The following is a 7,027-nucleotide window of genomic DNA, read 5'->3' as shown; positions in this document are numbered from 1 at the left end:
CCCCACCTTGAAGGTGGGGCCCGCCGTCGTTGGTTAACCGCGAAGCTGCGTTTGCCCCAACGGCGCCGGCCGGTGCCGCTGGGTAAAGCCCCGCTCAGCGGGCCTCAGGGGCCTCCAGAAGTGCCGCCAGGGCGGCTAGGGCGTCATCTATCTCGCCCGGCGTCTTGCCGGCGGGCACGGCCTCTGTAGTGACGTTCAGGAGGACTTCGCAGCCGTGCGCGAAGTCCTCGGTCATCACCTCCAGGAGCGAGCGCGCGTCGACGGCGGGATGTCCCGGTTTGCGGATGGTGACCGGCAGGCCTGTGGCCGTCACCGCCCGGACAAACACGGCCGCCGCGCGTGCGTGAAGGCCGATCTCCGCGGCGACGGTGGCTTTGTGCTCGGGCAAACCGGCTCCTTTGCTCTGGCGGGACAAGGCCGCCCGGTGAAAATGATCCTTAAAAGCCTAACGCAGCGGCACTGGTTCCGGGGCCGGGCGGAGCGCGGTGACGGGGGATTCGCCTACGCTTGTCCTATGGAATTGCCCGCTTCCGGATCCGGGGTCTGCCGTGTCCGTTGACGCCTCGAAAATCATCGGTGAAATCGACCGCAACAGCGGCGTCCCCATCTACGTCCAGCTGCGCGAAATCCTTCGCATGTTCATCACGGACTCCTGCCGGCCCGGCGCCGCCCTCCCGTCGGAACGGGACCTCTCGGAACGCTTCGGCCTGGCACGCATGACCGTGCGCCAGGCGATCGACGCCCTGGTGGGGGAGGAGATCATCGAACGGGTGGTCGGCCTCGGCACGTTTGTGCGGAAACCCAAGCTCGACCTCCAGGTGAAGCTGACGTCCTACAGCGAGGAGATGCAGCGCCGCGGCATGGTCCCTGCGGCCAAGGTGTTGAGCTTCGAACAGATTGCGGCCAGCGCGTTCCTTGCCCGGGAACTCCAGCTTGACGAAGGAACACCGGTGGTGCGCTTCAGGCGCCTCCTGCTCGCTGACAACGAACCCATGAGCGTTGACGAGAACTTCATCCCGGCGCACCGTGTTCCAGGCTTCCTGGACGAGGCTCCGCCCACCTCGCTCTACAACGTCCTCAGTGAACGGTACGGGCTGGTCATGGAATGGGGCGAGGACATGATCGAGGCCACGGCTGCTTCGCCGTCCACGGCGCGGCTGCTCAACGTCGATGTCGGTTCGCCGCTGCTCAAGATCCAGCGGCACGCGTTCGTTGCCCGGGCCATGGTCGACTATTCGGTGTCCTACTACCGTGCCGACCGCTACAAGCTCTGGGTGCCCCTGCAGCGCCCCGGCGTGCGGCCCACCCGGGGACCGCGCGCAGGCTACTAGGAACCGCGCCCCGCGAAGCCGCCGGCCCGCACTCTGACCGGTTCGGCAGCAGCGCTGACCATGTCTGGCGCAGAACTCCCGACGCACGTTCTGACGTTGGAGACAAGAAAGGCCCCGTCCAATGGGACGGGGCCTTCCTGTGTGCCGTTGTTAGTGGCTGAGGCTCTTCTGATCAGCGCCTTCGATGGCTTCGTGGTGGCCGTGCCCGTGCGCGGCTTCCACTTCGGCCGGCGTTGCGGGAGCAACGCGGTCCTCGAAGAACCACTTGGAGAGTGCCGCGCGGCGCTTCTCCTTGCGGGTCACGACGCCGTGCTCGTTCGGCTCGGCCGGGAGCGGGGCGGGGGACTCGAAGCCGACCAGCTTGTACTGCTTGTAGTCGTCAAGCGGGGCATGGACCTCGATGAACTCACCGTGCGGCAGGCGGACGATACGGCCGGTCTCGCGGCCGTGCAGGGCGATCTCGCGGTCCTTGCGCTGCAGGGCGAGGGCGACACGCTTGGTCACCACGAAGGCGATGACCGGGCCGATGAAGAACAGTGCACGCAGCCAGTAGGTCACGTCGTTCAGGGCCACGTGGAAATGCGTGGCGATGAGGTCGGAGCCGGCGGCTGCCCACATCACGCAGTACCAGGTGAAACCTGCCACGCCGATGGCCGTGCGGGTGGGGGCGTTGCGCGGACGGTCCAGCACGTGGTGTTCGCGGTTGTCCTTGGTGATCCAGCGTTCGATCCACGGGTAGGTGAACAGGACCGTGAAGATGATCCCTGCCGGCACCAGGGCCGGAAGCAGGACGTTCAGGGTCAGGGTGTGCCCGAAGACCACGTACTCGAAGTGGAAGTCGTTGACCACACCGGGCATGAGGCGCAGGGCGCCGTCGACGAAACCGATGTACCAGTCAGGCTGGGTACCGGCCGACACCGGGGAGGGGTCATACGGACCGTAGTTCCAGATCGGGTTGATGGTGAACGCCGCCGCCATCAATGCGACCACGCCGAAGACGATGAAGAAGAAGCCGCCGGCCTTTGCTGCGTAAACCGGACCCAGGGGGTAGCCCACGACGTTGCCGTCGTTACGGCCCGGGCCGGGGTACTGGGTGTGCTTGTGGACCACGACCATGAACAGGTGGATCACGATCATGAGCAGGATGAGCGCCGGAACCAGCAGGATGTGCAGCACGTACAGGCGGCCGATGATGGCCGTGCCCGGGAACTCGCCTCCGAAGAGGAAGAACGAGATGTACGTACCGATGACCGGGATGGACTTGATGACACCGTCAATGATGCGCAGGCCGTTGCCGGAGAGCAGATCGTCGGGGAGCGAGTAGCCCGTGAAGCCGGCTGCCATGGCCAGAATGAGCAGCACGCCGCCGACAACCCAGTTCATTTCACGCGGCTTGCGGAATGCGCCGGTGAAGAACACGCGGAGCATGTGGACACCGAGGGAAGCCACGAAGAGCAGGGCTGCCCAGTGGTGGACCTGGCGGAAGAACAGCCCGCCGCGGACATCGAAGGAGATGTTCAGCGAGGAGTTGTAGGCCACGGACATTTCGACGTTGTACAGCGGCGTGTAGGAACCCTGGTAGTGGGTTTCCGCCATGGACGGGTCGAAGAAGAACGTCAGGAAGGTACCCGACATCAGGAGGATGACGAAGGAGTACAGGGCCACTTCGCCGAACATGAACGACCAGTGGTCCGGGAAGACCTTCCGGCCGAACTCGCGGAGGATTCCGGAGCCGCCGACTCGCTCGTCAACGAAGTCCGTGAAGCGTCCTACCTTCGTCTTGGCGACGAAGGGGGCGTCAGCTGTTGATGAGGCGCTCATGCTCGTCACGCTCCCAGTAACTCGGTCCTACAGGTTCTTTGAAGTCGCTCGTGGCGACGAGGTAGCCCTCAGCGTCAACTGCGATGGGCAGCTGGGGGAGCGGACGGCTGGCCGGGCCGAAGATGACCTTGCATTCCTGGGTCAGGTCGAAGGTCGACTGGTGGCAGGGGCACAGCAGGTGGTGCGTCTGCTGCTCGTAGAGAGCAACCGGGCAACCGACGTGGGTGCAGATCTTGGAGTAGGCAACGATGCCGTTGTAGCTCCAGTCCTCGCGGCCGGGGGAGATCTTCAGCGAGTCCGGGTTGAGGCGCATGAGCAGGACGACGGCCTTGGCCTTTTCGTTCAGCTTGCCTTCGTGGAGTTCGTTGAGGCCTTCCGGGATGACGTGGAACGCCGAGCCGATGGTCACGTCCGATGCCTTGATCGGGGTGCCGTCGGGGTCGCGGGTGAGGCGCTTGAGCTTGCCCTCCTTCGGAGCCCACATGGTGTGTGCGAGCTTGTCGTCCGGGCGGGGACCAAGGTCACCGAACACGGCGATCGCCGGCAGGGGAGCCAGGGCGACAGCACCCAGAAGGGTGTTGCGGATCAGCGGACGGCGCTTGATGCCGGTCTCTTCGACGATGTCGTCGACGATGCGTACGGCAGCCTGGCGGTCCTCCTCGGTGCGGATCGCGTGGCGCTCTTCCGAGACCTCGTGGTCCGGCATCAGAGCTTTGGCCCAGTGGACGATGCCGGTGCCGATACCAAGCATCGCAAAAGCGGTGCCCAGGCCCAGGAGCAGGTTCTGGTTGCGGATCGTGGCAATCGTCGAGTCGTTGCCGAGATCGATGGCGAAGTACGCGCCAAGGAAGATCAAGGTACCGACAATGGAGACGCCAAACAGAATGGCTACCTGACGCTCGGCTCGCTTCGCGGCCTTCGGGTCCGTGTCAGCCAGGCGCAAACGATGCGGAGGAAGCCCAGGATCCTGGAACTTCTCCACGTCATTCTGACCAGCCGTAGCTACGGTGCCCGAGTGGTTCGGACTGCCGTCACTATGGTTGCCCATAATTCGCCTCATCCTTCTCTCGTTGTCCCGGCAGGTGCCGGGGGGATTTTCAATTCAAAGCTGCTGCGCACGGCAGCAGAAATTCCTGGACGCGCCGCTTAGGACGAGCGGGAAGTCAGCCAGATGGTGAATGCAATGATTACACCGAGGCCGGCAACCCACACGAACAAGCCTTCAGACACCGGGCCGAGCGAGCCGAGGTCGGCACCGCCGGGCGAGCCGTTGGCTTCGATCTTCTTCAGGAAGGTGACGATGTTGCGCTTGCCTTCAGGTGAAATGTTTGCGTCGTTGAAGACGGGCATGTTCTGCGGACCCGTCGCCATCGCTTCGTAGATGTGCTTGCCGCTGACATCGGCCAGTGCCGGGGCGAACTTGCCGCGGGTCAGGGCACCGCCGGCGGCTGCTGCGTTGTGGCACATGGCGCAGTTGACGCGGAACAGCTCGCCACCCTCGGCGGCGTCGCCCTTTTCGTCGAGCAGGTGCTCTTCGGGGATGGCCGGGCCGGCCCCGAGGGAAGCGACGTAAGCCGAAAGCTGGTGCGTCTGGTCTTCGTTGAACTGCAGCGGCTTCTTCTGGGCCTGGGGGCCGTTCATCTGCATGGGCATGCGGCCGGTGCCAACCTGGAAGTCAACCGCAGCTGCACCAACACCGACCAGCGAGGGGCCGTCCTTGGTGCCGCTGGCGCCCATGCCGTGGCAGGTGGCGCAGTTGGCCTCGAACAGCTTCTTACCCTCTTCAGTGTCGCTCGCACTGTAGGTGGTGGTTTCTGCCTTGGCCTGGTTGACCGTCGTGGCGACGGCGTACAGCCCACCAGTGAGGAGGAGGCCCATCAGCAGCAGCGCAATGGCTGCCAGTGGGTGACGTCGCTTCTGCGAGAGTGCCTTCACGTGGTGGTTCCTTAATTCGATCCTGCGTCGGCTTCGGGAGCCGCTTCTTTGTTGTTCAGGCCCTTGCGCGGCAAGAGCCAAGCCGTGCTACTTGAGGACGTAGATGACCAGGAAGAGGCCGATCCACACAACGTCCACGAAGTGCCAGTAGTAAGAGGTGACAATTGCCGAAGTGGCTTCGAAGTGCCCGAACTTCTTGGCTGCGAACGCGCGGCCGATGATGAAGAGGAAGGCAATGAGGCCGCCGATCACGTGCAGACCGTGGAAGCCGGTGGTGATGTAGAAGGCGGAGCCGTACGCGTTGGAAGACAGCGAAACGTGCTCGGAGACGAGCATGGCGTATTCCGTGGTCTGGCCGGCAACGAAGAAACCACCCATGAGGAAGGTGAGGATGAACCACTCATTCATGCCCCAACGGGTGAACTGGAACACACCGCCCCGGCGGCGCGGCTCAAGGCGTTCCGCGGCGAAAACACCCATCTGGCAAGTGAAGGAGCTTGCTACCAGGACGATGGTGTTGACAAGCGCAAACGGGAAGTTGAGCTTGGCGGTCTCTTCAGCCCACAGGTCTCCGGAAGTGGAGCGCAGGGTGAAGTACATGGCAAAGAGGCCGGCGAAGAACATCAACTCACTGGACAGCCAAACAACCGTTCCAACGGAAACGAGATTGGGGCGGTTCAGCGTCGGGTGCGCCGGGGTACTGGGGGCATGGGTCGCAGATGTCACAAGGACATTATGTCTGTAAAAGTCCTGAGTTCCCAACGCGAACCGCCTTTTGGGGGGACTTTTTCTACAAACACGCGAAATCGCGCGGAAAAGTTCCCGCCGTCTTTCACATTGGTCATCGGCGGGGCTCGCTCGCTAGCATCAAGTGGTGACTTCACCGGCATCCGAGCAGCAGGCAAGCAACACCTGGCCAGGCCTTATCGCCGCCTTGATCAGGAAACAGGATCTTTCCCTCGAGAACACGGCGTGGGCGATGAACACGATCATGTCCGGGGAAGCGACCCCGGCCCAGATCGCGGGATTCCTGGTTGCGCTCCGTTCCAAGGGCGAAACGGTCGAGGAAGTGACCGGCCTGGTCGAAGCCATGCTGGCCAACGCGAACCCGGTGTCCATCCCGGGTGAGAAGCTTGACATCGTCGGCACGGGTGGTGACCAACTCAACACGGTCAACATCTCCACGATGGCCGCCCTGGTGGCCGCAGGCGCGGGCGCCAGGGTCGTCAAGCACGGCAACCGCGCGGCGTCCTCTTCATCCGGCTCGGCCGATGTGCTCGAAGCCCTGGGCGTCCGGCTCGACCTGCCGATCGACCGCGTTGCGCGCAATGCCGAAGAAGCCGGCATTACTTTCTGCTTCGCCCAAGTGTTCCACCCCTCATTCCGCCACACGGCCGTGGCGCGCAAGGAACTCGGCATCCCCACCGCGTTCAACTTCCTCGGCCCCATGACCAACCCGGCACATGTGCAGGCCTCGGCCGTCGGCGTCGCGAACGCGTCCATGGCGCCGCTGGTCGCCGGCGTGCTCGCACGGCGCGGAAGCAGGGGGCTGGTGTTCCGCGGCGAGGACGGCCTGGATGAACTGACGACGACGGGTCCGTCCACCGTCTGGGAGATCCGCGACCGCGGGGTCCGGGAACAGCGCTTCTCGCCGCTCGAGCTGGGTATCCCGGCCTCGACCATCGACGAACTGAAGGGCGGCGACGCGAAAGCGAATGCCGCCGTCGTGCGCGAGGTACTGCACGGGAAACCCGGGGCGGTGCGCGATGCTGTACTCCTCAACGCCGCGGCAGGGCTGGTGGCCTTCGCTGAAACGGCGGAGGGAAGCCTCCTCGAACGGATGGACGCCGCCTACAAACGGGCCAGCGAGTCGATCGATTCCGGGGCGGCAGCGAAGGTGCTGGAGACCTGGATCGGGCTCAGCCAAGGCTGAGCCCGTC

Annotated in this window: 7 protein-coding genes; 2 read left to right on the top strand and 5 right to left on the bottom strand. The window is 64.3% G+C overall.

From position 1 onward, the window contains the following. Positions 1 to 94 precede the first annotated feature (94 nt). Entirely contained in the window at positions 95 to 388 is a 294-nt protein-coding gene (locus tag DWV11_RS12030) for an HPr family phosphocarrier protein (protein ID WP_115789163.1), read from the bottom strand. Positions 389 to 548: 160 nt separating this feature from the next. Here DWV11_RS12030 and DWV11_RS12025 point away from each other — a divergent pair, with 160 nt between their 5' ends. After that, on the top strand, positions 549 to 1,331 hold the full coding sequence (locus DWV11_RS12025; RefSeq protein WP_115789162.1) for a GntR family transcriptional regulator: 783 nt from the start codon (positions 549 to 551) through the stop codon (positions 1,329 to 1,331). Positions 1,332 to 1,481: 150 nt separating this feature from the next. On the opposite strand, the gene qcrB is transcribed toward DWV11_RS12025, so the two are convergent. From qcrB to ctaE, 4 genes are all read right to left on the bottom strand, one after another. Next, positions 1,482 to 3,152 carry a cytochrome bc1 complex cytochrome b subunit gene (qcrB, locus tag DWV11_RS12020; protein WP_115789161.1) on the bottom strand — a complete coding sequence of 557 codons (1,671 nt, stop codon included), beginning with the start codon at positions 3,150 to 3,152 and terminating at the stop codon, positions 1,482 to 1,484. Next, positions 3,130 to 4,200 carry a cytochrome bc1 complex Rieske iron-sulfur subunit gene (qcrA, locus tag DWV11_RS12015; RefSeq protein ID WP_115789160.1) on the bottom strand — a complete coding sequence of 357 codons (1,071 nt, stop codon included), beginning with the start codon at positions 4,198 to 4,200 and terminating at the stop codon, positions 3,130 to 3,132. Before qcrA ends, qcrB begins: the two co-directional genes overlap by 23 nt. 98 nt (positions 4,201 to 4,298) lie before the next feature. Beyond that, positions 4,299 to 5,087: a cytochrome bc1 complex diheme cytochrome c subunit gene (gene qcrC / locus DWV11_RS12010; RefSeq protein WP_115789159.1), complete on the bottom strand. Its 789-nt coding sequence runs from the start codon at positions 5,085 to 5,087 to the stop codon at positions 4,299 to 4,301. Positions 5,088 to 5,174: 87 nt separating this feature from the next. Next, complete coding sequence (gene ctaE / locus DWV11_RS12005; protein WP_115789158.1) at positions 5,175 to 5,813, bottom strand: aa3-type cytochrome oxidase subunit III; 639 nt, start codon at positions 5,811 to 5,813, stop codon at positions 5,175 to 5,177. A gap of 148 nt (positions 5,814 to 5,961) precedes the next feature. On the opposite strand from ctaE, the gene trpD reads away from it, so the two are divergent. Continuing rightward, positions 5,962 to 7,020 carry an anthranilate phosphoribosyltransferase gene (gene trpD / locus DWV11_RS12000; protein ID WP_115789168.1) on the top strand — a complete coding sequence of 353 codons (1,059 nt, stop codon included), beginning with the start codon at positions 5,962 to 5,964 and terminating at the stop codon, positions 7,018 to 7,020. The last annotated feature ends 7 nt before the right edge of the window (positions 7,021 to 7,027 follow it).

The sequence above is a fragment of the Arthrobacter silvisoli genome, assembly GCF_003369445.1.
Classification (GTDB): Bacteria; Actinomycetota; Actinomycetes; order Actinomycetales; family Micrococcaceae; genus Arthrobacter; species Arthrobacter silvisoli.
The sequence above is the reverse complement of the archived record's forward strand: the minus strand, read 5'-3'. Positions and strand labels throughout refer to the sequence as shown.

What these genes read in the sequence shown, in the direction of transcription:
- qcrA (WP_115789160.1), bottom strand. Translation starts at nt 4,200, where the DNA reads ATGGGCAACCATAGTGACGGCAGTCCGAACCACTCGGGCACCGTAGCT.
- qcrB (WP_115789161.1), bottom strand. Translation starts at nt 3,152, where the DNA reads ATGAGCGCCTCATCAACAGCTGACGCCCCCTTCGTCGCCAAGACGAAG.